Here is a 24,172-nt window from a genome sequence, read left to right on the forward strand (position 1 = left end):
GCTCGTGGAGAAAAGAACACATGTTGAAATCCTTGAAGTTCACCGCTATCACGTTGGGCCTGATGTGCGCGGCGCAAGCCATGGCCGCGACTGATCTGACCGTCATATCGTTCGGCGGCGCCAACAAGGCTGCCCAGGAAAAAGCGTTTTACGCACCGTGGGAAAAGGCTGGCAACGGCAAGATCATCGCCGGTGAGTACAACGGTGAGATGGCCAAGGTCAAAACCATGGTCGATACCAAGAGCGTTTCCTGGGACCTGGTAGAAGTCGAATCGCCGGAGCTGGCGCGTGGCTGCGACGAAGACATGTTCGAAGAGCTTGATCCGAAACTGCTGGGCAATGCCGCCGACTACGTGCCTGGCGCTATCAGCACCTGTGGCGCAGGCTTCTTCGTCTGGTCCACTGTGCTGGCCTATAACGCTGACAAGGTCAGCACCGCGCCGGCTGGCTGGGCCGATTTCTGGGACACCAAAAAATTCCCTGGCAAGCGCGGCCTGCGCAAAGGTGCCAAGTACACCCTGGAATTCGCCTTGATGGCCGACGGCGTAGCGCCGAAAGACGTCTACAAGGTACTGGCCAGCAAAGACGGTCAGGACCGCGCGTTCAAGAAACTCGATGAACTCAAGCCAAACATCCAATGGTGGGAAGCAGGCGCACAGCCGCCGCAGTACCTCGCTTCCGGCGACGTGGTGATGAGCTCCGCCTATAACGGCCGTATCGCTGCCGTGCAGAAAGAAAGCAACCTCAAGGTGGTCTGGACCGGCGGCGTGTATGACTTCGACGCCTGGGCGATTCCAAAGGGTTCGAAAAACGCCGATGCCGCGAAGAAGTTCATCGCCTTCATGCTGAGCCCCGAGCAGCAGAAGACCTACTCGCAGAACATCGCCTACGGCCCGGCCAACACCCAAGCGGTCAAGCTGCTGGACAAGGAAACCTTGCAGAACATGCCGACCACACCTGAAAACATCAAGGATCAGGTGCAGATGGATGTAGCGTTCTGGACCGACAACGGCGAATCGCTGGAGCAGCGTTTCACTGCCTGGGCTGCCAAGTAATCGTTTGCGTTGAGTCAGATCCGGGCGCTCCCTGAGGCAGGGAGCGCCCCCTTGTTGAAAGATTCCGGAGTTCGCTATGGCCATCGCCGTGCCCTTGACTGAAGGCGCCAGCCTCACCTTGAAGCAACGTCTCGCTCGCGCCGAGCGGGTTAACCGCTGGAAGGCTCAGGCACTGATCGCGCCGTTGGTGATTTTCCTGTTGTTGGTGTTTCTGGTGCCCATCGCTGCGCTGCTTTACAAGAGCGTCGGCAACCCCGAAGTCGTGACTGCGCTGCCGACCACCGTGGTCGAAGTACAGAAATGGGACGGTAAAGGGCTGCCGCCCGAGTCGGTCTACAAGGCAATGAGCCTGGACCTTGCTGAAACGCGCAAGAATTCCACACTGGGCGATCTGTCCAAGCGGCTGAACATCGAGCTGGCCGGCTACCGCAGCCTGCTGAGCAAAACCGCTCGCGCGCTGCCGTTCAAGACCGAACCGGCCTCCTATAAGGAAGCACTTGAAGCGCTGGATGAGCGTTGGGGCGACCCTGCCTATTGGCAGGCGGTGCGCCGCAATACCAGCAGCGTCACGCCGTATTACCTGCTGGCAGCCGTTGACCACCGTATTGACGACCTCGGTGAAGTGGCCCCCGCGACCCCGGATCAGGCGATCTATCTGGACATCTTCGCCCGTACCTTCTGGATGGGGCTGGTGATCACCGCCATCTGCCTGGTGCTGGCGTATCCGCTGGCCTACCTGTTGGCCAACCTGCCTGCACGGCAGAGCAACCTGTTGATGATTCTGGTACTGCTGCCGTTCTGGACGTCGATTCTGGTGCGTGTTGCTGCCTGGATCGTGCTGTTGCAGTCGAGCGGTCTGATCAACAGCGCGCTGCTGGCGATGGGCATTATCGACAAACCGTTGGAGCTGGTTTTCAACCGGGTCGGGGTGTACATCTCGATGGTGCACATCATGTTGCCGTTCATGATTCTGCCGATCTACAGCGTCATGAAGAACATCTCCCCGACCTACATGCGCGCTGCGATTTCGCTGGGCTGTCATCCGTTTGCCAGTTTCTGGCGGGTGTACTTTCCGCAGACTTACGCCGGGATCGGTGCTGGCTGCCTGTTGGTATTCATTTTGTCTATCGGCTACTACATCACCCCAGCCTTGCTGGGCAGCCCGAACGATCAGATGGTCAGCTATTTCGTCGCGTTCTACACCAACACCAGCATCAACTGGGGCATGGCAACCGCGCTCGGCGGGCTGCTGCTGTTGGCGACCATCGTGCTGTACCTGATTTATAGCTGGCTGGTCGGCGCCAGCCGTCTGCGTCTGAGCTGAGGAGCGTCATCATGTTGAATCCCTACACGTCGCCGATCGAGCGCATCTGGTATTACGCCCTGCGCATCCTCTGCACCCTGGTGCTGCTGTTTCTGGTGCTGCCGGTGCTGGTCATCGTGCCGCTGTCGTTCAACTCGGGCAGCTTTCTGGTCTATCCGCTGCAAGGTTTCTCGTTGCAGTGGTATCAGGACTTCTTCAACTCCGCCGAGTGGATGCGCGCACTGAAGAACAGCATGATTGTCGCCCCGGCCGCCACCTTGCTGGCGATGGGCTTCGGCACGCTGGCAGCGATTGGCCTGACCCGTGGCAACTTCCCTGGCAAGGCGCTGGTCATGGCTCTGGTGATTTCGCCGATGGTGGTGCCGGTGGTGATCGTCGGTGTTGCCAGCTACCTGTTCTTCGCGCCACTGGGGCTGGGCAACAGCTACACGTCGTTGATTCTGGTCCACGCGGTGCTGGGCGTGCCGTTCGTGATTATTACCGTGTCGGCGACCTTGCAGGGTTTCAACCACAACCTGGTGCGCGCCGCTGCGAGCCTGGGTGCCTCGCCGCTGACCGCGTTCCGGCGCGTGACCCTGCCGTTGATTGCGCCGGGCGTTATTTCCGGCGCATTGTTCGCCTTCGCGACCTCGTTCGACGAAGTCGTCGTGACGCTGTTCCTCGCTGGCCCGGAACAGGCAACCTTGCCTCGGCAGATGTTCAGCGGTATCCGCGAAAACCTCAGCCCGACCATCGCCGCCGCGGCGACCCTGTTGATCGGCTTCTCGGTGGTCTTGCTGCTGGTGTTGGAGTGGTTACGCGGACGCAGTGAAAAACTTCGAACGGCTCAGTAACCGAACACAGCAAGGTTCGAGCTGCCAGCCAGGGCGAATCCATTGGCGTGCAGCTTGAGGCTTACCGCTCCATGCGAAGCTTGGCGTACAATCCGCGCACCGTGATTCTGCTCAAACAGGTGCGTCATGCAGCCCTTCGTTATTGCCCCATCGATCCTTTCCGCTGATTTCGCCCGTCTGGGTGAGGAAGTCGACAATGTGCTGTCCAGCGGCGCTGACTTTGTCCACTTCGATGTCATGGACAACCACTACGTCCCGAACCTGACCATTGGTCCGATGGTGTGCAGCGCGCTGCGCAAGTACGGCGTGACCGCGCCCATCGATGTGCATCTGATGGTCAGCCCGGTGGATCGCATCATTGGCGATTTCATCGAGGCCGGTGCCACGTACATCACCTTTCACCCGGAAGCGACCCAGCACATCGACCGCTCGCTGCAGTTGATCCGCGAAGGCGGTTGCAAGGCCGGTCTGGTGTTCAACCCGGCCACGCCGCTGAACCTGCTGGAGTACGTGATGGACAAGGTCGACATGATCCTGCTCATGAGCGTCAACCCCGGTTTCGGCGGGCAGAAATTCATTCCCGGCACGCTCAACAAGCTGCGTGAGGCGCGGGCACTGATCGAGGCCTCCGGACGCGATATCCGTCTGGAAATCGACGGCGGCGTCAACGTCAACAACATCCGCGAAATTGCGGCGGCAGGGGCTGATACCTTCGTGGCTGGCTCGGCGATCTTCAACGCGCCGGACTATCGCGAAGTGATCGAGAAAATGCGCACAGAGCTGGCGTCAGCCCGCGCATGAGCGGCCTTGAAACGCTGTTCGCAGGCAAGCTGCCAAAGCTGATCATGTTTGATCTGGATGGCACTCTGGTGGATTCGGTTCCTGATCTGGCCGTCGCGGTGGACAAGACGCTGAGCGAGCTTGGGCGTCCCCCCGCCGGTCTTGAGGCGGTCCGCACCTGGATCGGCAATGGTGCGCCGGTGCTGGTACGCCGGGCGCTGGCCAATGATCTCGATCACAGTGGCGTCGATGACGCGCTGGCCGCTCAGGCGCTGGAGATTTTCATGCGCGCCTATGCCGAAAAGCATGAGTTCACGGCGGTCTATCCCGGCGTACGTGACACCCTGAAGTGGTTGCAGAAGATGGGCGTCGAGATGGCGCTCATCACCAACAAGCCGGAGCGTTTCGTGGCGCCTTTGCTTGATGAGATGAAGCTGGGGCGTTTCTTCCGCTGGATCATCGGCGGCGACACCATGCCGCAGAAAAAGCCTGACCCGGCCGCGCTGTTCTTCGTGATGAAAATGGCCGGTATCCCCGCCTCCCAATCGCTGTTTGTCGGCGACTCGCGCAGTGACGTACAAGCCGCCAAAGCGGCCGGTGTGGCCTGCGTGGCGCTGAGTTACGGCTACAACCACGGCAGGCCGATTGCCGAGGAAAACCCGGCGCTGGTGATCGACGATCTGCGCAGGCTGATTCCCGGTTGCCTGGATCGGGACGCTGAGATACTGTTGCCCGACGTCAAACGTCCCTCCTTAAGAGAATCCATCGTGGTGGTCACTCGCAAACTCTGGATGAAAGTCATCAAGGCCCTGGCCCGCTGGCGTTGGCGCGCCTGACTTGATTCTGGCCGGCCTGCCGGCACGTTTGCTCAACTGACCGTTTTATCCTCAAACCACGAGGTTGCTCATGAACCGTGAAGAATTCCTGCGTTTGGCCGCCGACGGCTATAACCGTATCCCGCTTGCCCGCGAAACCCTGGCTGACTTCGATACGCCGCTGTCGATCTATCTCAAACTTGCCGATCAACCGAATTCCTATCTGCTGGAGTCGGTGCAGGGCGGCGAGAAATGGGGTCGTTATTCGATCATCGGTCTGCCATGCCGCACCGTTATGCGTGTGCACGGTCATCACGTCAGCGTGACCCACGATGGCCTCGAAATTGAAAGCCTGGATGTCGACGACCCGCTGGATTTTGTCGAGACCTTCAAGGCGCGTTACAACGTACCGACGATTGCCGGTCTGCCGCGTTTCAATGGCGGGCTGGTGGGCTACTTTGGCTATGACTGTGTGCGTTATGTCGAGAAACGTCTGGCCAACTGCCCGAACCCTGACCCGTTGGGCGTGCCGGATATCCTGCTGATGGTGTCCGATGCGGTGGTGGTATTCGACAACCTGGCGGGCAAGATGCACGCCATTGTGCTGGTTGATCCGGCGCAACAGGATGCCTACGACAGTGGCGTCGCGCTGCTCGATGAACTGATGAACAAACTGCGCCGGCCGATCACGCCGCGTCGCGGTCTGGATCTGGACAGGCCTCCTGCTGCCGACCCGGTGTTTCGCTCCAGCTTCACGCAGGGTGACTATGAAGCCGCGGTCGACACGATCAAGCAGTACATCCTCGCAGGCGACGTGATGCAGGTCGTGCCGTCACAGCGTATGTCCATCGATTTCTCGGCTGCACCTATCGATTTGTACCGGGCATTGCGCTGCTTCAACCCGACGCCTTACATGTACTTCTTCAACTTCGGCGACTTCCATGTCGTCGGCAGTTCGCCGGAAGTGCTGGTGCGGGTCGAGGATAACCTGATCACTGTGCGACCAATCGCCGGTACGCGGCCACGCGGCGCCACTGAAGAGGCAGATCTTGCGCTGGAAGAGGACCTGCTGTCCGATCACAAGGAAATCGCCGAGCACTTGATGCTGATCGATCTGGGGCGTAACGACACGGGTCGGGTGTCCGAGATCGGCACCGTCAAGCTGACCGAGAAGATGGTCATCGAGCGTTATTCCAACGTGATGCACATTGTGTCCAACGTGACTGGCCAGCTGAAAAGCGGGCTGACGGCGATGGACGCGCTGCGCGCGATTCTGCCCGCTGGCACCTTGTCCGGCGCACCGAAAATCCGTGCGATGGAAATCATCGACGAGCTGGAACCGGTCAAACGTGGCGTCTACGGCGGTGCGGTGGGGTACATGGCCTGGAACGGCAACATGGACACCGCGATTGCGATCCGTACTGCGGTGATCAAGAACGGCGAGCTGCACGTACAGGCTGGCGGCGGTATCGTCGCGGACTCGGTGCCAGCACTGGAATGGGAAGAAACCCTGAACAAACGCCGCGCCATGTTCCGCGCCGTAGCCTTGGCCTCGCAGACCGCCGAGGATTAAGTCGGCCTGGTGCTCTGCGTCCGAAAGCGGACGCGGAGCGTCGCACGATGCTGCTCTGGAGCCCCCGTTCTTCCTCACGCTCCAGCGGCCTGTCTAGAAACTCAGGCTCAACGCAACATTCACTCCTTGCTGGGTCATGTCGTCGTTCTTGCGCCAGTTGTAATTGCCGCGCAATGTAAGGTCCTGAGTCAGCTTCTGACTGACGCCCAGCGTGGCCCGGTTCAGGTCGCGTTGCGGCGTGTAGCCTTCCAGTGTGAAACCCACTGACTGGACGCTGTTGAGCGCCATGGTCACGTCCTGCTGATCGGTCTCGAACTCTCTTTCCCGTGCGACTTCTCCCCACACTTGCGTGCTCGGTGTCACCTGGAACTTGCCCTGCACACCAACACCTGCACGCCGGGATTTGCGAGTCTGATCACTGAAGGTCAACGCTGTAGATCGGTCGCCTTTTTCTGAATAGCCATCGACATCGATATGGGCATAGTCGGCGCTGACGAACGGCGACAAGTGCCAGCGACTGGCCGGGCCCGCGATGTCGAAACCGACTCGCCCGCTGACAGCCCACATTTCGCCGTCGGTATCGCCTTTCTCCTGACCTTCGCTGACGCCCAGCGCGAACTTGCGCTCGGCATTTTCGTAGTCCAGCTTGCCGCCCGACACCGCCAGATCACCCCACCAGTGATTGGCCTGATACTGCAGGAACGCAGTGGCGATGTAGCTGTTGAGTGTGTAGTCCGAGTCCCTGGGGCCTGCTTCAAGATTCTGGCGATACGCCCCGGCGACAATCCCTGTGCGCCAGTTTTCGGCAAACCGGTAGCTGCCGCCAATGGTCAGGTTATAGCCTCTTCCGTCAGCATCAGCCGAGCTGTCCTGCGCGTCGAAGTCCATTTTCTGACCGCCAGCCGAAAGCATGCTCTGCCACTGCCCGATGCCTTGCCAGTTACCCCAGTCACTGAGCCATTGCGCACGAATTTCGTCCTGATGCATACGCAACGTGCTGTTGGCCATTTCCGGCAGCAGGGTGATTTCCCACGGTGCCGACAGCAATGAATAAGCATAGTCAGCCAGTAGCCGCTGGCCGGCTTCGGTCGGGTGCACACGGTCATTGAAGAACAGTCGGTTCGGATTCGGCGTGGCGCTGGACTTGCCGTTGGTGGTGCTTTCTCGGCAACTGTCTCCGCTGAAGCAGGTGCTGACCAGATTCTCGTTGGGGTCGAAACCAAAGCGGGCCGGTTCAGCCAGCGTTTCAGAGATCAACAATGGCACATTGAGCGGGATGATCTGCGCATTGATCTGCGCCAGACGGCTGACCAGTTGCTGATTGAAGGCCGCGCTGAGGGCCGAGGTCGCTGACGCCAGCGGTGTGCCGCTCAAGGCTGGCGTTTTACCAATGTCTGGCAGCAGCCAGACCATGATGTAGCGCGCCCCCGCCTGTTGCAGAGCTTGCGCGCTGTCAGCCAATTGGTTGGCCGCTTGGCCTGCGCTGCTGGCACTCAACACGCGACCTTGAAGGAAGTCGTTGCCGCCACCGGTCAGGTAATAGAGTGCGTTGGGGTCGGCACGAAAACTGTTGGCGGGCAGATAGCCGGTGCGGCTGCGCAACAGCGTGCCGCTGTTTGGGTCGACGACCGTGGATTGCGAGTTGATCGAATCAAGAATCTGGTCCGTTCGATAGCCACCGACAGCCCAGTTGTTGCCATCCGCCGCGCCGAGTGCGGCATTCACTGGCGATGTGGACGCCGCCAGATCTCCCGCTGGAGCATGCAGCATGCGGCCGATCAAGGTGGATGAGTTCAGATTGAACACTTCGCCGCTGCCGTCCTGATAGGTCGGGCCTACCCGATTGGTAAAGCGCAACGTGGAGCCCGCCGGCCCCGCAGTGTCCGGAAACTGCCCGGCGTCTGCCAGGCTGTCGCCGAACACCACCATTGTTGAGTAGGGTGCCGCAGCGGCGCTGCCACAGGCCAGCGACAGCAGACAGGCCAGGAATGGCCAGCGCCTTGATGTATTGGTCATGAACGTATCCTGCTTGTTTTTGTTTTGTAGCGGGAACGTAGCAAGATTTCTCATGGCTGCAAAGGTCGCTGAAACCAATAACCGAGCGGCGGTTCTTTTTTGAGCTCACGCTGCCCTGCTGGTCACAATACCGCTCAGGTAATTGGCCAGGTCGTGCAGGTAGACAAACGGGTGGCCCTGCCGAGTTCCGCCTGTGCGGTTGACCTTCAAGTCAATGCGGCCCGCATTGATCTTGCGCAGCAGGTTTCGGTCATTCGACAGGTGCGAAAAATAACGCTCCCTGACGGCGCTCAGCGAAGGGCACGGCGTGGCGAATTCTTTGCGAAGTTGATCCAGTATTTCGTTCATTCCATGACTCCCTATGGTTTGCATGTCGGTACTCCCGAAGTGGGGCCCAGACAAACAATACGATATGTAGTGCAGATTGACAATACAGTTTGTATTTTAACTACGATTTGTATTGTTCTCTTTACAGGGAGTCGATGTACCAGGACACGTGCGCAGTGCCATTTTCAGGGTTACGGCTCACGCTGATGCCCTCGGCTTCGCTAATCTGATCGACGATATGCTCCCAATGGGCCACTGACTCGCCAGGCTCTCTGATCAGCAGCACTTGATGTTCGATCTGGGCCTTGTCACTGGCGATAGCGTCTTGAATACGTTGCGCCAGAGCCAGGTAAGCGTCGTGTTGCGAGTTGCCGGGGGACTGATTAAGCATGCGTTAACTCCTTTTTACTGTATGTGCATACAGTAATTGAGGGGTGTTTCTCACGCAAGCTACAAATTTTTCCTATTTCAACGTAGGACGGCGCCTGAGCAAGGCCTACAAAAAAGCCCCGATTATCGGGGCTTGAGCAGATCATTCGGGCGTCAGAGGCGCATCGTCATTTGCCTGATGACCCCGATCAGCTTGCAGTCTTCGGTGACCGGCAATGTCGGATAGGCGGGGTTCAACGGCTTGAGAAAGTAGCGTCCTGCGTCTTCAACGAGCTTCTTGAACGTAGCTTCGTTGCTCTCGGGAAGCTTGGCGATGACCAGCTTGCCGGGCGTTGGCTCCAGCCCCGTGTCGACCAGGATCAACATGCCTTCGGGAATGCTCTGTCCGGCAGGCGCAGTCATCGAGTCGCCACGCACCAACAGCCAGAAGGCACGGCCCTTGGCTTTATAGTCGCTGATCTCGAAGGTGTCGGAGTAACCGGCAGGGTAAGGCTCGACGGCCTCGTTCCAGCCTCCGGCTTCGACCCAGCTGATGACTGGATAGCGATAGAAACGCGAGGGCTGCACCGCAGGCGCCACGTTATCCAGTGTGGATTCGTGCCATGGAATCGATGTCGCGAGGATCGGCAGGCCCAGCTCGGTCAAAAATCGATTGATCACCTCGATCTTTGGCTCGCGCTTGCCGTTCAGCCAATGCCCCACCGCGCCGGGTGTAACGCCCATACGCTCAGCCATTTCTTCCTGGCTGATTTCCTGGGTTTCCATGACCTGTCTTGCGACTTCATACCATTTTCTGTTCATGCGTCGAATCATACAGGCTGTAGGGTGATCGGCAATATACATATTGTAAAAGCCGGTTGTCTCTAAAAAATACAAATTGTATTGTCTGTCGTTCCAGCTTTGCCGGGTTTATCGCTCGCGAGGCATTTCAGCAGATTGGCACAGGACACAGACAATGATCGAGAAAGTAGAAGTCGTCATGCAGCACTGGGGCGAGCAACGCATGCGTGTGGGGCTGGGCGGTGGGTTGAGCAGCCCGATGGCCGGCATCATGGAGTGGGGCGCCTACATTCCGCGTCGCACACCCGGTTCGCGGGCGCTGATCGGCAATGGCAGCGGCATGGACTATATAAGCAGCGAAGTCGAAGCCGCCATTGCGCAGATGGCACGCAGTCCTGCCAAGAGTCGCGGACCTGAACTGGCTCAGCTGGCGACCCTGCGCTACGTCGAAGCCTTGCCTGTGCGTGAACAGATGCGCCTGGTCGGTATCAACGAAGGCGCAGACCGCACCTATCGCAACTGGATCAACAAGCTTCATCAGCAAGTACTCGCGATCCTGTCTGAGCGCAGCGCTTCCAGAAGCCATAAGGATGACGTTTTCAGGGCTGGATAAGCGCGTATGAAAACGGTCTCCGATACCGTTTATCCGGGGCGATCGCACAGCTGTGGTCGAACTCATGTTGAACTCCGGTCAAACTCGACCCACCCCGAAACTGCCCCTTCCCAGCCTTTCCGGAGGGGGGTAAAAAGGTCCCACGATATGCGATTTGCGCCTCAGGGCTGCAGCCGGATACGGACTTTTCAAGGGCACCAACCGCTCAATCTTGACTCACCTCAAACCCCGCCTCGGCAGGGTTTTTCAGCAAATAATCAAGCACATTTTCTGGCCGCCTCTGTGCGGCTTTTTTTATTCCAGGAGTAATGATGGACCCAACCGACCTAGGCCCAGGCACAGCTACCTGGCTGGGCGGCACGGGCACGATTCTGCTTGGCGGCTTTTTGTGGCTGCGCAAGTTTCTTTCCAGAGATGCAACAGACCGGGCGATGGACAACGCGGACATCGGCACGGTCCGGCGCCTCAATGAACTGCTCGACTCCGAGCGACAGGCTCGCAAGGAGGCTGAAGCGCGGGCTGATCAGTTTGCCAAGGAGCGCAACGAGCTCGCCGCAGCGGTTGGCCGGATGGAAGGCAAGATTGAAGCCCTCACCAGTCACATCGTTCAGCTCACCGACAAGGTCACCACGCAAAGCGCCGAAATCGCCCGGCTGCGATCCCAACTCGGAGGTGCAAACGATGCACAGATGCGCAATTGATTTCATCGCTCGCCATTGGTGGCGGCGCCTGGAGGTATGGCTGATTTCCGTGCTGCTAGTCGCTGGCTGCCTGATGCTCGGCTTTCAGGCAGGGCAGTGGTCGGCGAATGCCGAGCATACGCAGCAACTGGCCGAGGTTCGCGACGCCTACGACGCAGCAATGGGCAAGCGGGATCGCCGCCTGGACAGGCTGGCCGAAACCACGACTCAGGCAGCAGACAAGGTCGAAACCGCTGCATCGATAGCCAGCCAGGCTGCGCATGCGGTCAGTCGCGCGGCGGACAAGGCGGATGAAGTTCTGTGCCAGGCGAACCAGTAGGCATTCCTTACGCCAGATCAACACCTATTAAACGCGGAAACCCTCATGAAGATAACCCCGATAGTTGCCCATTTGCAGGCGACCTGCCCGACTTTTGCCGGTCGGATCAGCGCCGGCATCGACTGGGCTGCGGTTGCCCTTGGCGATCAGCTTGCGCACCCCTCGGCCTATGTCATCGCCAGTGGTGATCTGGCCACGGCCAATGATCTGCAGAACGTCATTCGCCAGAACATCACCGACCAGATCGACATCGTGGTGGTGCTGGAAGGCGACGACAAGCGCGGGCAGCAGGCCAGCGATCAACTGCATGCTGTTCGCGCCGAACTGTGGCGCGCACTGGTGGGCTGGAACGCTGGCCACGATTACGACGCAATGCAATACACAGGCGGTGCGCTGGTGCAGATCAGTGGCGCGCGCGTGACGTATCGCTTCGGCTTTGCCGCGCAGTTTCAGTTGGGTCGCAACACTTCGGATCAGCCCGCCGAAACCTGGCACGAAGCGTATCTGGACGGTTTGCCCGGTTTCACTGGCGCCACCATCGACATGGATTGCGTCGATCCCGCAGACCCGAATCTGAAATTCCCCGGCCCTGATGGCCGTCTCGAAGCGAAGTTCACAGCAGAGGTAACACCATGAACCAACGCATCACCGTAGTACCGGCCGAAGGCCGCACTGTGCCGGACCCGGAGGCGGGCGATTTGCTGCCCGTCGAAGGTCGGCAGGTCACCTTCAATGCCTGGTGGCAGCGTCGTCAGAACGACGGCGATATCACCGTTCAAACCGAGCAATCCCCTACCACCTATCAGGCCTTCACAGCCTAACCAAGAGGAAGCCCAACAATGGCTATCAGCTTTAACAACATTCCATCCGATGTTCGCGTGCCGCTGTTTTATGCGGAGATGGACAACTCGGCTGCCAACAGTGCGTCGGCGAGCATGCGTCGCCTGATCGTTGCGCAGGTCAACGACGATGTGTCCGGACCTGAACTCGGCTCCCTGGTGCTGGTGCCCAGCGTGGCACTGGCGAAAAACATTGGTGGGCAGGGCTCCATGCTGGCCGCTATGTATGAAACCTGGCGCAAGGCCGATCCGACCGGTGAAGTCTGGTGCTTGCCGCTGCTCAACACCGAAGGCGTCAAGGCCGCTGCAACCGTCACCCTGACGGGCGCCTCGACCGAGCCTGGCCTGCTGAATCTGTATGTTGGCGGTACCCGTGTGCAGGCGACTGTCGTCAACGGTGCAACCGCTGCGCAAGCCGCGACTGCGCTGTCGGTGAAGATCAACGCCACGCCTGACCTGCCGATCACTGCGGCTGTCGATGCCGGCGTGCTGACTCTTTCCTGCAAATGGAGCGGGGCAAGCGGCAATGACATCCAGCTGGAATTCAATCGCCAAGGCAAGACCAATGGCGAAGTCATTCCTGCTGGCCTGACGGCGGCAGTCACGGCCATGACTGGTGGCGTGGGTACGCCTGATCAGCTCAAGGCACTGGCTGCACTTGGCGACGAACCGTTCGAGTTCATCTGCATGCCCTGGACCGACACCTCCACACTGGATGCCTGGAAAGCGGCAATGGACGACAGCACCGGTCGCTGGAGCTGGGCCCGTCAGTTGTACGGCCATGTGTACAGCGCCAAGCGCGGCACGGTCGGTACGCTTGTGGCCGCAGGTCAACTGCGTAACGATCAGCACATCACCCTTCAGGGCGTGGAAACCGGTGTTCCGCAGCCGGTCTGGCTGCAAGCCGCCGCACTGGCTGCGCGCACGGCGGTGTTCATTTCTGCCGACGCCAGCCGTCCGACCCAGAGCGGCACTATGCCTGGCCTGGACCCGGCGCCAGCCAGTCAGCGTTTCACGCTGACCGAGCGGGAGTCGCTGCTGCGTTACGGCATTGCCACGGCGTACTACGAAGGCGGTTATGTGCGCATCCAGCGCTCGATCACCACCTATCAGAAGAACGCTTACGGCCAGGCTGACAACTCCTATCTGGACAGCGAAACCATGCACCAGTCGGCGTTCATCATTCGTCGTCTGCAAGGGATCATCACCAGCAAGTACGGTCGTCACAAGCTGGCCAGCGATGGCACGCGTTTCGGTGCCGGTCAGCCGATCATCACGCCGAGCACCATTCGTGGCGAGTTGATTGCGCAGTACGCCCGCCTTGAAGAGGAAGGTCACGTGGAGAACGCTGAAGTGTTCGCCCAGCACCTGATCGTCGAGCGTGACGGCAATGATCCGAGCCGCGTGAACGTGATGTTCCCGCCTGATTACATCAACGGCCTGCGCGTGTTCGCGCTGCTCAACCAGTTCCGCTTGCAGTACGACGAAGCGGCATAAGCCTAACCAACCCTTTCAAGCCCGCCTCGTGCGGGTTTTTTCATTCTGGAGATAAACAACATGGGTCAGAAAGTTGCGGGTACCTGCTACATCAAAGTGGATGGCACCCAATTGACTATCAGCGGCGGCGGCGAAGCGCCTTTGATGAACATCAAGCGCGATACCGTCGTGCCGGGCTACTACAAGGAAGTCGACAAAGCCGCGTGGTTGAAACTCACCGCCGTTCATACCGCAGATCTGCCGCTCAAGCTGCTCACCACCGGTGTGGACATGACCATCACCTGTGAATTCAAGAACGGCAAGACCTACGTCCTGTCCGGCGCCTACCTGGTCGATGAGCCAATCAGCAAAGCTGACGACGGCACCATCGAGCTGAAATTCGACGGCAATCAGGGGAGCTGGCAATGAGTGAAGTCATCGACCTGGCGAGCCCGATCGAGGCGCATGGGGAAACCCTTTCGCAGGTGACGTTTCGACGTCCTACGGCGCAGGAAGCACGGGCCATCAAGGCCCTGCCGTACAAGATCGACAAGAACGAAGACGTGTCGCTGGATCTGGACGTGGCGGCGAAGTACATCGCCGTCTGCGCCGGCATCCCGCCATCGTCGGTCAATCAGATGGATCTGTGCGACATCAACACGTTGAGCTGGAAGGTCGCGAGTTTTTTCATGGCAGCGGCATCAGCGACCTTGAAGGCCTGATCGCCGTCGTTTACGACCTCGCGTACTTCTGGAAGACCGATCCCGAACTGATGATGTCCAGGGAGCTGGACGTCATCACCGAGTCGATCTTGCAGGCGCAACGCATCAACCAGATCCTGCAGGGGGAGTGATGGCAGACACTATCAGAACGCTGATTACCGGCGTCGACCAGCTGTCTCCAACGCTGGCAACTATCCGCAACAATGTTGATGGCTTCCGGACCAGGCTTGAAAGCTCAGGTCTGGGAGATATCGACGTTGCTGGTGTGATCAAGGGCAATGCTTTTACAGAGCCCTTGATTGCCGGGGTAAAGGCGGCGATCGGTTTCGAGAGCAGCATGGCCGGCGTGAAACGGTCAGTGACGTTTGAAACACCGCAGCAGTTCCAGCAGATGAGTTCCGACGTTCTGGACCTCAGTGAACGGCTGCCGGAAAGCGCCAATGGCATTGCGGCGATTGTCGCCGCCGGTGCCAAGGCCAATGTGCCGCGTGAAGAGCTGACTGGCTTTGCCAGTGATGCCGTGAAAATGGGTGTCGCATTCGATCAAACGGCGGCCGAGTCGGGCGACATGATGGCCTCGTGGCGATCTTCGTTCCAGATGACTCAACCGCAAGTCGCGGCGCTGTCCGAGAAGATCAACGTACTCGGCGGCAACAATCTGGAAAAGAAAATCGCCACCATGGTCACTGCCATGGGCCCGCTCGGGCCGGTGGCAGGCCTGGCTTCCGGGCAACTGGCGGCAATGGGCGCTACATTGGCCAGCGTCGACGTACCGGCCGATGTGGCCGCCAGCGGCATGAAGCGATTCATGCAGTCGTTGACCGAGGGCGGCGCAGCCAAAGCCGGGGCATTCGAGGCGTTGCAACTCGACGTCAATCAACTGACCCAAGGCATGCAAAGCGACCCGTCCGGGACCATTGAAAAGGTCCTGACGGCGGTCTCCAGTGTTGACCCCGGCAAACAGTCGGAGGTCATCACGCAACTGTTCGGCGCCGAATCGCTGGGTGCGATCACACCGCTGTTGGCCAACCTCGATGTGCTCAGGTCCAACCTGGCCAAGGTCGGGGAGGGCGTGCAGAACAGCGGTTCTATAGAGAAGGAGTTCGCGGACAACTCCCAGACCACGGCCACGGCCATCAAAGAGATGACCAACCGTGTCGATCGTCTGGGCATCAATATCGGCAGCATGTTTCTGCCGGCGATGAACGAAGCAATGGCCGTGATCGGGCCGATGATTTCTCAGGTCGCCGCACTGGCGGCCGAACACCCTGGCGTGATCAAGGGCGTCGTGGGCGCTGCGATTGCTTTCGGCGTATTGCAAGTCGCGGTGATGGCTGCAACGGGCGCGGCCCGGGTGTTGAGCCTGGTGATGGGCATGTCACCGCTGGGCCTTATTGTGCGTGGCCTGGCGCTGGCGGCAGGTTTTCTGATCGCCAACTGGTCGACCGTCGCACCTTACTTCCAGACGATCTGGGAGGCGATTCGTGGGCCGGTCATGGCGCTGTGGGACGTACTCCAGGCGGTATTCGCCTGGACGCCCATTGGCATGATCGCAGCCAACTGGCAGCCGCTGTCCGAGTTCTTTGCGGCGCTGTGGGACGTGATCAAAGCGCTGGCCACGCCGTTTTTCGATTTCCTGCAGACGCTGTTCGCGTGGTCGCCGCTGGGCATGATCGTGGCGAACTGGCAGCCGTTGTCCGAGTACTTCGCCGGCTTGTGGGAAACCGTCAAGACCGAGGCGCAGCCGTTTACCGATGTACTGGCAACGCTGTTCAGTTTTTCGCCGCTGGGCATGGTGATCGAGAAATGGGCGCCGATCAAAACCTGGTTCGCGGATTTGTGGGCGGACATCAAGCCGTTCGTCGAACCGATCATGAGCTGGTTTGGCGGTGACACTAATAAGTCGCTGCTGCAACGGGCGACCGAAAAGGTCAATCAGTTCGCTGAAGAGCAACGAGAGCGCAACGCCGGGCCTGGCGGCGGGACCGGAGCGTTTCTGGCGGCGGATGCGGTTGAGGCCAGCCGTTCTAAACAGCAACAGCTCAACCTGGCGACCGGTGTGCCGCCGACCAGTCAGTTGCTTGGCGCGCCGAACCTGCCTGCTCCCGGCAGCCTGTTGTTGCAACAGGGTACTGCGGGAGCGGGCTCGCGGCTTGAAGGCGAGCTCAACATTCGCTTTGAAAACGCGCCTGCGGGTATGCGTCCGGGCCCCGTACAAACCAACCAGCCGGGTTTGACGATATCGCCAAACGTCGGTTATCGAACCCTCGGCGCAGGAGCCGAATCATGAGTACATGGCGTGACAGCCTGCTGCCCGCGTCTTTCCGGGGCATCGGTTTTTTCATTGAAAAAGCCGTTGTTCCGGTGGGCCGCAAGGGGCAGTTGCATGAATTTCCACAACGCGACGAGCCGTACTTCGAGTCACTGGGCAAGCAGTCGCAAGTTCACACGCTGACGGCCTTTATTGTCGGTCGCGACTGTTTCGAACAGCGGGACAAGTTGCTGCAGGCGCTGGAAGAAGAAGGCGCTGGCGAACTGGTGCATCCGTGGCTGGGCCGCATGCAGGTTCAGGTTGGGGAATGCAGCATCACGCACAACCTGGCGGAAGGCGGGATTGTACGGCTGGAGCTGAAGTTCTACCCGGCCAACCCGCTCAAGTTTCCGGTGTCCACGCTCAACACCCGACGGCTGTTATTGGGGGCATCCGAGAGTCTGCTCGACTCGGCACTCAGGCGTTACCGCCTGGTGATGGCGACTGTGGATGCTGTGCGTATCAACATTCAGGCGCTGCGCAGTGCGTTGTCTGGCGTATTTGCCACTATCCAGCGGCAGTTTGCACCGTTCATGACGATCTATTCGGATGTCACCGCACTGGTGCATTCGCTGGTCAACGCGCCGCTGACCGTCAGCACGCTGTTTACCACTTTCTTCGCCAGTTTCGACGGCGACAGTCGCCGCTCAAGAAGAGCAAACGGCACCAGCAGTAGCGGCGGGGCCAGCACAGGAAAGGGTTCCGGCAGTTCGAACGGTAGCGGTTCAGGGAGTGGTTCTGCTAGCGGTAATAGTGGCAGCGGCACCTCAACCGGCTCGGGGTCGGGATCCAGCGCGTTTACCAGCACGGCAGCCCGGTCCAGCAGCAACGGTGGGGTGTCCTCTGTTGAAACGGTTGATTACCGGTCGGTCATTTCCGAAGCCACGCAACAGGCGGAGGCGGTGTCCAGTATCAATCTGGTCAATCAGAGCAGCGGGCAGGATACCGGCGTGACAGCTCAGGCCACTGCCAACCTGGTTCAGGATGCGCTGTTGGTCAAGGTGGCGAGAATCGTCGCGAGCATGCCGGTGGCAACGACGGTCACGCCGCTCACGGTGGTGCCTTCGCTGGATCAACAGATCACCCAAGCGCTGCAACGCGTAGACGTGCCGGTTGCCGATGATGTGATCGAACTGCGGGACACGCTGAGTTCAGCCATCTGGGAGGCGTCGCTGAAAGCCGACCCTGAGCATTACCTGGCGCTGAACGCATTGCGTCAGGCCTTGGTCCGCCATCTCAACGCGGTGGCGGCATCGGGTGTACGTCTAGTGGACATGAAGGTGTCCGAACCGCTGCCGGCGCTGGTGCTCGCCTATCGCCGATTCGGGGACGCCAGCCGGGCGCTGGAAATCGTCCAGCGCAACCGGCTTGCCCATCCGGGTTTCGTGCCACCCGGCACGCTGAAGATCGCTCAGGAGTGACCCATGATCGACCCTAACGTTGTCACCCTGACGGTGGACAAACATGACTATGCCGGTTGGAAAACGGTGGAAATCTCTGCCGGAATCGAGCGGCAGGCACGCAGCTTCGACGTGAGTATTACCTGGCAGTGGCCGGGCACTGAAGTGCTGCACCCGATCACGCCTGGGGCAGCCTGCGAAGTGCGTATCGGCGGCGAATTGATCCTGACCGGCTGGGTGTTTGCCGCCCCGATCAGCTATGACGGCACGCAGGTCACACTGAAGATTTCCGGTCGCTCGAAAACCGCCGACCTTATTGACTGCTCGGCCATCAACAAGCCGAGTCAGTGGAAAGGCGTCGGGGTGCTGAAGATCGTTGAGGCGCTGGCGGCGCCCTATAAGTTAGCGGTGATCAGCGAAATACCGGAAACCTCGAAAATGGCCGATCACACCATCGAGCCTGCCGAAACCGTGTTCAAGTCCATCGACCGGCTGTTGACCCTGTTCCGGATTTTTTCCACTGATGACGAGTACGGCAACGTAGTGCTGGCCAGGCCGGGCAGTCGAGGGCAGACCGCAGATGCGCTCGAACTCGGCAAGAACGTGTTGAGCGCTGTCATCGCGCGGGATTTTTCCGGGCTTTTCTCCGAGTACCGGGTCATTGGTCAACAGACCGGTAATGACACGACATTCGGTAAGGAGTCGTCGGAGGTCTCAGCCAAAGTCACTGATACCCGGTATGACGATCCCGCGCATGAAAAGCGCCTTCGCGTACTCATCGTTCATGAGGACGCCCCGATCACGCCCAAACTTGCCCTGAGTCGCGCCAATTGGGAGCGCGGTCAGCGGGCGGGCAAAGCGCTGCTCACCACTTATAAGGTACAGGGCTGGCGGCAGTCCAACGGTGCGCTATGGCGGCACAACACCATGGTGCAGGTGGTGGATCCGGTGATCGGTTTTACCGGCAGGAACATGCTGATTTCAGCCGTGACCTACTCGCTGAGTGATCAAGGTACGACCACCACCCTGGTGGTCGGTCCGCCTGAAGGTTTTCAGGCCGAGCCCGGTGACCCCGGCAGGCGCAGCAAGGTGCAGGTCAATCAGGATGCTTACTCCTGGTTGCTGCCTATCGACGAGGAAACAACCGCATGAGCTTACTCAACCGCATGCTGGTGCGCGGCACGGTGGTGCTCGCCAGGGCCAGCAGCAAAATGCAGGCGCTGCAAATGCGCCTCACCGCCGGGGAGGTCAAGGACGATATGGAACACTTCGAACCCTACGGCTTCACCAGCAACCCATTGGCTGGCGCCGAAGGCATCGCTGCCTTCATCGGCGGCGATCGTTCTCACGGTCTGTTGCTGGTGGTGGCCGACCGTCGCTATCGCCTTAAAGGGCTGGAATCGGGCGAGGTGGCGATCTACACCGACGAGGGTGACAAGGTCCACCTCAAGCGTGGCAAGGTCATCGACATCGAAACCGGCACCCTGAACATCAAGGCAGCAGTGGCCGTGAATTTCGACACGCCGCAGATCACCCAGACCGGAAAGATTGTCTCCCAGGGCGACCAGCTTGCCGGAGGCATCAGCCAGATCAGCCATCTGCACGGCAACGTGCAGGGCGGTAACGGCCAGAGCGGGCCGCCCGTTGGAGGTGCCGGATGATCATTGAAGGCTCTTTGCGGGCTTCCTTGCTGCGCTCGGTGGTGATCAGTCTGTTCACTTGGCGCCGCGCCGAAACTGACGATCCGTTCGACGATGACGAACGCTTTGGCTGGTGGGGCGACACCTATCCGGCACAGGTCAATGACCGCATCGGCTCCAGGCTATGGCTGCTGCGTCGGGTCAGGCTGACCGCACAGACCCAGCGCGACGCCGAGTTCTACGCTCGCGAAGCGCTCGGCTGGCTGATCGACGATGGTCAGGTCAAGCACATCAACATCCTTACCGAACAGGTTCAGAGCAATCGCTTGAACCTGGGCGTCGAGCTGGTCGTTTCGGACGGCCAGATCGTGCGCTTCAACCCCTCAGAACAGTGGCAGGTGATTTATGCCGTTTGAAACGCCTACGTTACCGGCGCTGATCAACCGAACCCAGGTCGACCTCGCCGACGAAGCGCTGCGCCAGTCCGATGCTCGGGTACTGTCGCGCGCGCACAGCGGTGCGGCCTATGGGCTGTACGGCTATCAGGACTGGATCGCCGACCAGATTCTGCCGGACACCGCCGACGAGGACACCCTCGAACGGCAAGCCATCCTGCGCTTGCGCCAGCCACGCAAGGTTGCGCAGGCCTCGAGTGGCACGGTGCGCTTTACCGCTGCGGCCGGTGCGGTGCTGGATGTAGACACCGTGCTGCAATTCAGTGACGGACGCTTCTACCGAGTGACCAAAGGTGTCACCACGGTTGCGGGCAACAACACAACCACGGTCGAAGCGGTGGACGCAGGCATTCTCGGTAACGCCGATGCCGGTCTGGTGATGACCGCCGTGCAGCCCGTCGAAGGCATCGACAGTACGTTCATCGTGACCGGGGACGGCCTGGTCGGTGGCATCGCGCAGGAAAGCATCGAGTCGCTAAGGGCTCGTGTGGTGCGCTCCTATCGGGTCATCCCCCATGGCGGCAATCAGGATGATTACGTGACCTGGGCGCTGGAACTGCCAGGAGTGACACGCGCCTGGTGCGTGCGTCGCTACTTGGGGCCTGGCACGGTCGCGGTGTTCTTCATGCGTGACGATGACGCCGATCCGATTCCCGATGCCGGGCAACTGGCCGACATGGCCGCCTATATCGAGCCGCTGCGGCCGGTTACCGCCGATGTGTATGTGTTGGCGCCGGTGCAAAAGCCGGTGGTTTACACGATAAGGCTTACACCCGATACCTCTGCCGTGCGGGCGGCGGTCGAAGCGCAACTGCTGGACCTGCACAACCGCGAGGGTGGGCTGGGTGAAACCCTGCTGCTGACGCACATCGCCGAGGCCATCAGCCGCGCGGCAGGCGAAACTGATCATGTACTGGTTTCACCAGTCGCCAACGTCGCAGCGGCCGCCAATCAGTTACTCACGTTCGGGGGCATCCAATGGTCGTCATAAGAACCGCCGAGCATTACGCCGGGCAACTGCAAGCGCTGTTACCTCCCGGGCCCGCCTGGGACCCGGAGCGGGTGCCGGAACTGCAACAAGTCATCACCGGCCTGTCCCGCGAGTTCTCACGCATCGATGGTCGCGCGTTCGACCTGCTTAACGAGATGGACCCCGCCACTGTCAGCGAACTGGTGCCGGACTGGGAGCGGGTCATGAACCTGCCCGACCCATGCCTCGGGCTCAAACCCCTGTTTGCCGACCGGCGTCTGTCAGTGCGCCAGCGGCTGGTGGCTGTGGGAGGGCAGAACGCAGCGTTCTACATCGACATTGCCGTCAGTCAGGGCTACCCCGATGCCACTGTGACCGAACACCGAACGCCCCGTATGGGGCGTTCGCGTTTTGGTCAGGCGCACTTTGGCACCTGGAACGCGCAATTCATGTGGACCCTGAACACCGGCGGGCGTCAGCGGCTGGGACGACGCTTCGGGGCCAGCTACTGGGGCGAGCGCTTCGGGGTCAACCCCGGCCTCGCCATCGAGTGTTTGATCCGTCGAGCGGCACCGGCGCACAGCGTCGAATTCGTTAACTTCAACTGAGGAATACAATGTGGATTATCCCAAGAGTGTGCCAAGCGTAGGCTTGGTCAGCGGCAAATTTGTAGATGAAAACCCGACTACCGGCACCCCCGGCTCGCTGATCCCGGCGGCATGGGGAAACTCGGTGACGCAGGAGATTTTGAATGCAATGGCCGCTGGTGGCGAACAGCCGGACGAAAACAGAACAGACCAGCTTTCTGCGGCTATTACGCAGATTGGTTTGCAGGCCAGGCAGGCCTATCGTGGTGCCGGTGTCGGGTATACAGCATCCCAGACGCTTCTACCGGGGGTGGCGGGGAACTGGCACAGGATCAACGTCGCCGGCATCACGCTCACATTGCCTTCCACTGCCAGTGTAGGTATCGGTAAATCCGTGACCTTTCATAACGCATCAACCGGAGCAGCAACCATCAAGGCCAGTGGTGCCGAGGTTATTTCCCTATTAGGTTCTGGTAGTAATACGTTAAAGCTAAACGCGGCGGAATGGGTAGAGCTTGTCTTTAACACTGACGCGATTTACATCACCAAGCGCGGCAAAATAACAGAGGTAGAGGAGGTCGACTCTCAACAAGTCTTCTCGTTCAATGCTGATACAGCTTTTACAAGAGACCAGATGGATTTGCTGCTACTGGATGCTACTGGCGGCAATCGTGTGTTCACACTGCCCTCCTCAAATGCCGCACTAGGCGTAAAGGATGTCATCGTTCGCAGGATAGACGGCAGTGGCAACAGGCTGACCGTTAATGCATCTGCCGGGGAAAAGATCAGGTTTCATACCCATTTGAATGCAGCGGGTTATTCCTTTCTGGTTCTGATGGGGGCTGGGGACTGGTGGCATCTGCGCAGCGATGGTGCCGGGAGTTGGTGGCCGGTAGGACGCTACGACAACACCCCGTTGGGACGACCCGTCTTCGAAACAACGACGTTGTTCAGCCCAGGAGGATACGGAGCGTTGAATGGTGGGCTTCTTAACCGCGCTGACTGGCCGTGGCTTTGGGACCATGCGCAAAAGTCCGGGATGGTTTACACCGAAGCAGCTCGGACCGGCAAGGAAGGTGGATGGACCAGTGGTGACGGTGCGCTGACCTTCCGAGGACCCGAAGGTAGGGGCGAGTTCTTGCGGGTACTGGATGAGTCACGTGGCGTCGATACTTCGCGTGTCGCCGGCTCTTGGCAGGACGGTACCTGGCTGAGGACGGTGGCTCAGGAGTGGAGCGGGTCTGATGTCAGCACCGGCACCTACCCATTGGGGAACGCTCATGCTCAAGCAGATGGACGCATGAGTTCCACTGGTCCCGGAGGAGCGTTGCCGGCTGGAGCTTTAATTCCGGCTGGAAACATAGCTTATCTCCCTGAGACAACAGACAACGGAATAATGGGTGCTGTCGAGGTTAACGCAAATTTAATCAACAACTGGATTCGTTTCCGTAGCCGCAACATTGCCTATCCCGGCCGTATTAAACTGATCTGAGGACATTATGCCTACTTACTTGATAGATGATGCCGGGGCCCTTATCGGTCCTGTTGAATTACCGGTTATCCCTGGGCTGGGCGAGCAAACTCCCAGCAATGCGGTAAGTTTGCCGGAGCTGCTGAACCCGCCGATCACAGGCTTTGCCTGGACGATGTTCAATAATGAGCTGCAACAGGTCACGGATAGTCGTGGCCCTATGTATCGAACAAACGACGGCTCTGTAGAGGAATGGGCCAGTCTGGGTGCGCCTCCTGAAAGGCTCACTACCAAACAATGGCCTGGTAAATACTACGTTTGGAGAGAGGGTGACTGGGCTCTTGATACTGAAGCTCAAAAGGCCGCGTTGGCTTCCGCTGCTCTGCTGGTTCGCGACCAGCGTTTGCAGGAGGCAACCACACGTATTGCCCCATTGCAGTATGCCGTGGATCTGGGAGATGCCACCGAGGTCGAGACGGCAAGTTTGCTTGAATGGAAACGCTACAGCGTCAAACTGAACCGGATTGAGCAAAGTCCTGATTACCCTATCCAGATCGAATGGCCGTCCTCCCCCTCGGATGCAACTGCCCTTTAGACATGACCGCGAGCGCGGTTTTTTTGCCCGTTGCCTACTGAATAGCTAGCCCCTGTAAGGCGCAAGTACAGACGAACTGCCCCGCACTGACGGGGCATTGTTTTATCGCCATCCAGTCCGCTTTTAAACAGGAGAGCTTTATCGACTCATGGGGTGGGCCAGTCCTGCAAGCCCCTGAGG

Annotated in this window: 27 protein-coding genes; 23 read left to right on the forward strand and 4 right to left on the reverse strand. The window is 59.6% G+C overall.

Annotated features, from left to right (window positions below):
• Positions 1–20 precede the first annotated feature (20 nt).
• The 6 genes from N018_RS02640 (at position 21) to trpE (ending at position 6,380) form a co-directional block, all read left to right on the forward strand.
• Entirely contained in the window at positions 21–1,055 is a 1,035-nt protein-coding gene (locus N018_RS02640; protein ID WP_024645973.1) for a polyamine ABC transporter substrate-binding protein, read from the forward strand.
• Positions 1,056–1,131: 76 nt separating this feature from the next.
• Positions 1,132–2,379, forward strand: coding sequence for an ABC transporter permease (locus tag N018_RS02645; RefSeq protein WP_025388789.1), 1,248 nt, complete (start codon positions 1,132–1,134; stop codon positions 2,377–2,379).
• An 11-nt stretch (positions 2,380–2,390) separates the two neighbouring features.
• Positions 2,391–3,212 carry an ABC transporter permease gene (locus N018_RS02650; protein WP_024672805.1) on the forward strand — a complete coding sequence of 274 codons (822 nt, stop codon included), beginning with the start codon at positions 2,391–2,393 and terminating at the stop codon, positions 3,210–3,212.
• 126 nt (positions 3,213–3,338) lie between these two features.
• Positions 3,339–4,013 carry a ribulose-phosphate 3-epimerase gene (gene rpe / locus N018_RS02655; RefSeq protein WP_024645970.1) on the forward strand — a complete coding sequence of 225 codons (675 nt, stop codon included), beginning with the start codon at positions 3,339–3,341 and terminating at the stop codon, positions 4,011–4,013.
• Complete coding sequence (locus N018_RS02660) at positions 4,010–4,828, forward strand: phosphoglycolate phosphatase (RefSeq protein WP_025388790.1); 819 nt, start codon at positions 4,010–4,012, stop codon at positions 4,826–4,828. The genes rpe and N018_RS02660 overlap by 4 nt, the downstream gene beginning before the upstream one ends.
• A gap of 70 nt (positions 4,829–4,898) precedes the next feature.
• Complete coding sequence (gene trpE / locus N018_RS02665; protein ID WP_025388791.1) at positions 4,899–6,380, forward strand: anthranilate synthase component I; 1,482 nt, start codon at positions 4,899–4,901, stop codon at positions 6,378–6,380.
• A gap of 93 nt (positions 6,381–6,473) precedes the next feature.
• Here the strand turns inward: trpE and estP are convergent, their stop codons facing one another.
• From estP to N018_RS02685, 4 genes are all read right to left on the reverse strand, one after another.
• Entirely contained in the window at positions 6,474–8,396 is a 1,923-nt protein-coding gene (gene estP / locus N018_RS02670; RefSeq protein WP_025388792.1) for an esterase EstP, read from the reverse strand.
• A 105-nt stretch (positions 8,397–8,501) separates the two neighbouring features.
• Positions 8,502–8,744: a pyocin activator PrtN family protein gene (locus N018_RS02675; RefSeq protein ID WP_024645966.1), complete on the reverse strand. Its 243-nt coding sequence runs from the start codon at positions 8,742–8,744 to the stop codon at positions 8,502–8,504.
• 121 nt (positions 8,745–8,865) lie between these two features.
• Positions 8,866–9,114: a DUF1654 domain-containing protein gene (locus N018_RS02680; protein ID WP_024645965.1), complete on the reverse strand. Its 249-nt coding sequence runs from the start codon at positions 9,112–9,114 to the stop codon at positions 8,866–8,868.
• A gap of 152 nt (positions 9,115–9,266) precedes the next feature.
• Positions 9,267–9,878: a LexA family protein gene (locus N018_RS02685; protein WP_024645964.1), complete on the reverse strand. Its 612-nt coding sequence runs from the start codon at positions 9,876–9,878 to the stop codon at positions 9,267–9,269.
• A 190-nt stretch (positions 9,879–10,068) separates the two neighbouring features.
• Between N018_RS02685 and N018_RS02690 the strand changes: the two genes are divergently transcribed.
• From N018_RS02690 to N018_RS02770, 17 genes are all read left to right on the forward strand, one after another.
• Positions 10,069–10,506 (forward strand): hypothetical protein, encoded by a 438-nt coding sequence (locus tag N018_RS02690; protein WP_025388793.1) that lies wholly within the window; start codon positions 10,069–10,071, stop codon positions 10,504–10,506.
• 311 nt (positions 10,507–10,817) lie between these two features.
• On the forward strand, positions 10,818–11,207 hold the full coding sequence (locus N018_RS02695; protein WP_003411734.1) for a hypothetical protein: 390 nt from the start codon (positions 10,818–10,820) through the stop codon (positions 11,205–11,207).
• Complete coding sequence (locus N018_RS02700; protein ID WP_024645962.1) at positions 11,188–11,526, forward strand: hypothetical protein; 339 nt, start codon at positions 11,188–11,190, stop codon at positions 11,524–11,526. Before N018_RS02695 ends, N018_RS02700 begins: the two co-directional genes overlap by 20 nt.
• A 45-nt stretch (positions 11,527–11,571) precedes the next feature.
• Positions 11,572–12,162, forward strand: coding sequence for a phage tail terminator protein (locus N018_RS02705; RefSeq protein ID WP_025388794.1), 591 nt, complete (start codon positions 11,572–11,574; stop codon positions 12,160–12,162).
• The gene (locus N018_RS02710) at positions 12,159–12,347 is read left to right on the forward strand and encodes a DUF2635 domain-containing protein (protein WP_024645960.1); all 189 of its coding nucleotides are present in this window, start codon (positions 12,159–12,161) and stop codon (positions 12,345–12,347) included. The genes N018_RS02705 and N018_RS02710 overlap by 4 nt, the downstream gene beginning before the upstream one ends.
• 18 nt (positions 12,348–12,365) lie before the next feature.
• The gene (locus N018_RS02715; protein WP_024645959.1) at positions 12,366–13,862 is read left to right on the forward strand and encodes a phage tail sheath subtilisin-like domain-containing protein; all 1,497 of its coding nucleotides are present in this window, start codon (positions 12,366–12,368) and stop codon (positions 13,860–13,862) included.
• A gap of 60 nt (positions 13,863–13,922) precedes the next feature.
• On the forward strand, positions 13,923–14,270 hold the full coding sequence (locus N018_RS02720; protein WP_024645958.1) for a phage tail tube protein: 348 nt from the start codon (positions 13,923–13,925) through the stop codon (positions 14,268–14,270).
• Entirely contained in the window at positions 14,267–14,563 is a 297-nt protein-coding gene (locus N018_RS02725; protein ID WP_024645957.1) for a phage tail assembly protein, read from the forward strand. The genes N018_RS02720 and N018_RS02725 overlap by 4 nt, the downstream gene beginning before the upstream one ends.
• Positions 14,564–14,693: 130 nt before the next feature.
• Positions 14,694–16,853: a phage tail tape measure protein gene (locus tag N018_RS02730; protein ID WP_025388795.1), complete on the forward strand. Its 2,160-nt coding sequence runs from the start codon at positions 14,694–14,696 to the stop codon at positions 16,851–16,853.
• Entirely contained in the window at positions 16,850–18,295 is a 1,446-nt protein-coding gene (locus N018_RS02735) for a DNA circularization protein (RefSeq protein WP_025388796.1), read from the forward strand. Before N018_RS02730 ends, N018_RS02735 begins: the two co-directional genes overlap by 4 nt.
• Before the next feature lie 3 nt (positions 18,296–18,298).
• Positions 18,299–19,426 carry a phage baseplate assembly protein gene (locus N018_RS02740; RefSeq protein WP_025388797.1) on the forward strand — a complete coding sequence of 376 codons (1,128 nt, stop codon included), beginning with the start codon at positions 18,299–18,301 and terminating at the stop codon, positions 19,424–19,426.
• The gene (locus tag N018_RS02745) at positions 19,423–19,935 is read left to right on the forward strand and encodes a phage baseplate assembly protein V (RefSeq protein ID WP_025388798.1); all 513 of its coding nucleotides are present in this window, start codon (positions 19,423–19,425) and stop codon (positions 19,933–19,935) included. Before N018_RS02740 ends, N018_RS02745 begins: the two co-directional genes overlap by 4 nt.
• On the forward strand, positions 19,932–20,330 hold the full coding sequence (locus N018_RS02750; protein ID WP_025388799.1) for a phage GP46 family protein: 399 nt from the start codon (positions 19,932–19,934) through the stop codon (positions 20,328–20,330). The genes N018_RS02745 and N018_RS02750 overlap by 4 nt, the downstream gene beginning before the upstream one ends.
• Positions 20,320–21,360, forward strand: coding sequence for a baseplate J/gp47 family protein (locus N018_RS02755; protein ID WP_025388800.1), 1,041 nt, complete (start codon positions 20,320–20,322; stop codon positions 21,358–21,360). The genes N018_RS02750 and N018_RS02755 overlap by 11 nt, the downstream gene beginning before the upstream one ends.
• On the forward strand, positions 21,348–21,947 hold the full coding sequence (locus N018_RS02760; RefSeq protein WP_025388801.1) for a YmfQ family protein: 600 nt from the start codon (positions 21,348–21,350) through the stop codon (positions 21,945–21,947). The genes N018_RS02755 and N018_RS02760 overlap by 13 nt, the downstream gene beginning before the upstream one ends.
• A 10-nt stretch (positions 21,948–21,957) precedes the next feature.
• A complete protein-coding gene (locus N018_RS02765; protein ID WP_024645949.1) occupies positions 21,958–23,418 on the forward strand; it encodes a hypothetical protein in 1,461 nt (486 codons plus the stop codon).
• Between the two features lie 7 nt (positions 23,419–23,425).
• Positions 23,426–23,992 (forward strand): tail fiber assembly protein, encoded by a 567-nt coding sequence (locus N018_RS02770; RefSeq protein WP_024645948.1) that lies wholly within the window; start codon positions 23,426–23,428, stop codon positions 23,990–23,992.
• Positions 23,993–24,172 lie beyond the last annotated feature (180 nt).

This window comes from Pseudomonas syringae CC1557, assembly GCF_000452705.1.
Classification (GTDB): domain Bacteria; phylum Pseudomonadota; class Gammaproteobacteria; order Pseudomonadales; family Pseudomonadaceae; genus Aquipseudomonas; species Aquipseudomonas syringae_F.

What these genes read in the sequence shown, in the direction of transcription:
- N018_RS02710 (WP_024645960.1), top strand. Translation starts at nt 12,159, where the DNA reads ATGAACCAACGCATCACCGTAGTACCGGCCGAAGGCCGCACTGTGCCG.
- N018_RS02645 (WP_025388789.1), top strand. Translation starts at nt 1,132, where the DNA reads ATGGCCATCGCCGTGCCCTTGACTGAAGGCGCCAGCCTCACCTTGAAG.
- N018_RS02640 (WP_024645973.1), top strand. Translation starts at nt 21, where the DNA reads ATGTTGAAATCCTTGAAGTTCACCGCTATCACGTTGGGCCTGATGTGC.
- N018_RS02755 (WP_025388800.1), top strand. Translation starts at nt 20,320, where the DNA reads ATGCCGTTTGAAACGCCTACGTTACCGGCGCTGATCAACCGAACCCAG.
- N018_RS02720 (WP_024645958.1), top strand. Translation starts at nt 13,923, where the DNA reads ATGGGTCAGAAAGTTGCGGGTACCTGCTACATCAAAGTGGATGGCACC.
- rpe (WP_024645970.1), top strand. Translation starts at nt 3,339, where the DNA reads ATGCAGCCCTTCGTTATTGCCCCATCGATCCTTTCCGCTGATTTCGCC.
- N018_RS02740 (WP_025388797.1), top strand. Translation starts at nt 18,299, where the DNA reads ATGATCGACCCTAACGTTGTCACCCTGACGGTGGACAAACATGACTAT.
- N018_RS02730 (WP_025388795.1), top strand. Translation starts at nt 14,694, where the DNA reads ATGGCAGACACTATCAGAACGCTGATTACCGGCGTCGACCAGCTGTCT.
- N018_RS02705 (WP_025388794.1), top strand. Translation starts at nt 11,572, where the DNA reads ATGAAGATAACCCCGATAGTTGCCCATTTGCAGGCGACCTGCCCGACT.
- N018_RS02675 (WP_024645966.1), bottom strand. Translation starts at nt 8,744, where the DNA reads ATGAACGAAATACTGGATCAACTTCGCAAAGAATTCGCCACGCCGTGC.
- N018_RS02760 (WP_025388801.1), top strand. Translation starts at nt 21,348, where the DNA reads ATGGTCGTCATAAGAACCGCCGAGCATTACGCCGGGCAACTGCAAGCG.
- N018_RS02750 (WP_025388799.1), top strand. Translation starts at nt 19,932, where the DNA reads ATGATCATTGAAGGCTCTTTGCGGGCTTCCTTGCTGCGCTCGGTGGTG.
- N018_RS02700 (WP_024645962.1), top strand. Translation starts at nt 11,188, where the DNA reads ATGCACAGATGCGCAATTGATTTCATCGCTCGCCATTGGTGGCGGCGC.
- N018_RS02745 (WP_025388798.1), top strand. Translation starts at nt 19,423, where the DNA reads ATGAGCTTACTCAACCGCATGCTGGTGCGCGGCACGGTGGTGCTCGCC.
- estP (WP_025388792.1), bottom strand. Translation starts at nt 8,396, where the DNA reads ATGACCAATACATCAAGGCGCTGGCCATTCCTGGCCTGTCTGCTGTCG.
- N018_RS02715 (WP_024645959.1), top strand. Translation starts at nt 12,366, where the DNA reads ATGGCTATCAGCTTTAACAACATTCCATCCGATGTTCGCGTGCCGCTG.
- N018_RS02660 (WP_025388790.1), top strand. Translation starts at nt 4,010, where the DNA reads ATGAGCGGCCTTGAAACGCTGTTCGCAGGCAAGCTGCCAAAGCTGATC.
- N018_RS02735 (WP_025388796.1), top strand. Translation starts at nt 16,850, where the DNA reads ATGAGTACATGGCGTGACAGCCTGCTGCCCGCGTCTTTCCGGGGCATC.
- N018_RS02690 (WP_025388793.1), top strand. Translation starts at nt 10,069, where the DNA reads ATGATCGAGAAAGTAGAAGTCGTCATGCAGCACTGGGGCGAGCAACGC.
- N018_RS02725 (WP_024645957.1), top strand. Translation starts at nt 14,267, where the DNA reads ATGAGTGAAGTCATCGACCTGGCGAGCCCGATCGAGGCGCATGGGGAA.
- N018_RS02685 (WP_024645964.1), bottom strand. Translation starts at nt 9,878, where the DNA reads ATGGAAACCCAGGAAATCAGCCAGGAAGAAATGGCTGAGCGTATGGGC.
- N018_RS02695 (WP_003411734.1), top strand. Translation starts at nt 10,818, where the DNA reads ATGGACCCAACCGACCTAGGCCCAGGCACAGCTACCTGGCTGGGCGGC.
- N018_RS02770 (WP_024645948.1), top strand. Translation starts at nt 23,426, where the DNA reads ATGCCTACTTACTTGATAGATGATGCCGGGGCCCTTATCGGTCCTGTT.
- N018_RS02680 (WP_024645965.1), bottom strand. Translation starts at nt 9,114, where the DNA reads ATGCTTAATCAGTCCCCCGGCAACTCGCAACACGACGCTTACCTGGCT.
- N018_RS02650 (WP_024672805.1), top strand. Translation starts at nt 2,391, where the DNA reads ATGTTGAATCCCTACACGTCGCCGATCGAGCGCATCTGGTATTACGCC.
- trpE (WP_025388791.1), top strand. Translation starts at nt 4,899, where the DNA reads ATGAACCGTGAAGAATTCCTGCGTTTGGCCGCCGACGGCTATAACCGT.